This window comes from Flavobacterium pedocola (genome assembly GCF_053764385.1).
This window is the reverse complement of the sequence record NZ_JBSNCR010000028.1, coordinates 1-604: the sequence shown is the minus strand read 5'-3', so window position 1 is coordinate 604 and position 604 is coordinate 1. Positions and strand designations below refer to the sequence as shown.

The window sequence follows — 604 nt, the reverse complement described above, 5'->3', positions numbered from 1 at the left end:
GGTTAACTCGCCAGGAACATTACCGCTGGTTTGTCCTTCGACACCACAATTGTCTGTGAATGTTGTGGATACAGATTCTGGCCAAGCTGTGTTACAGCCTGGTAAAGCGTAATCAGCAATATCAACAATTGCAGGAGCTTCGGTGTCACCTATTACGGTATAAGTTCCCTGACAATCGCCACTTTGGGCACAATCATCTGAATAGGTAACCGTTGCGGTATAGACAGCACCACATCGAGCCGGAGCAAATACCCCGTCTTCATCAACAACAGTACCCTCTCCATCTCTAACTATAATAGTATATTGAAGATTGGTACCTCCTGTTGGAGCTAAACTATTGAACCAAGCTAAATAATCGGCATTAATAGCTTCTTGTGTTAAGCCACATGCGGTTATTTCATCGTTGGAACAGTTTTCATCGATTGGCACACTTGGAATTCGATCCACTGTAGTTTCACATTCAGAAGCATTCTCCAATGTTTGCAGTTGATCTGTTATACGTATAATATAATGACCTGCAGCCAAACCGGAGAATGTTGTAGTGGCAACTAAAGTATTTGGATCTGGATTAACATTCAATTGACTGGCAATCTGAACCAAAGTA

General features: G+C 42.2%; 1 protein-coding gene. It reads right to left on the bottom strand.

Going from position 1 to position 604, the window contains the following annotated elements; translation table 11 throughout:
• On the bottom strand, positions 1–447 hold a 447-nt coding region (locus tag ACWPKD_RS15235; RefSeq protein ID WP_455413541.1), incomplete at its 3' end, for a hypothetical protein.
• Positions 448–604: the final 157 nt, after the last annotated feature.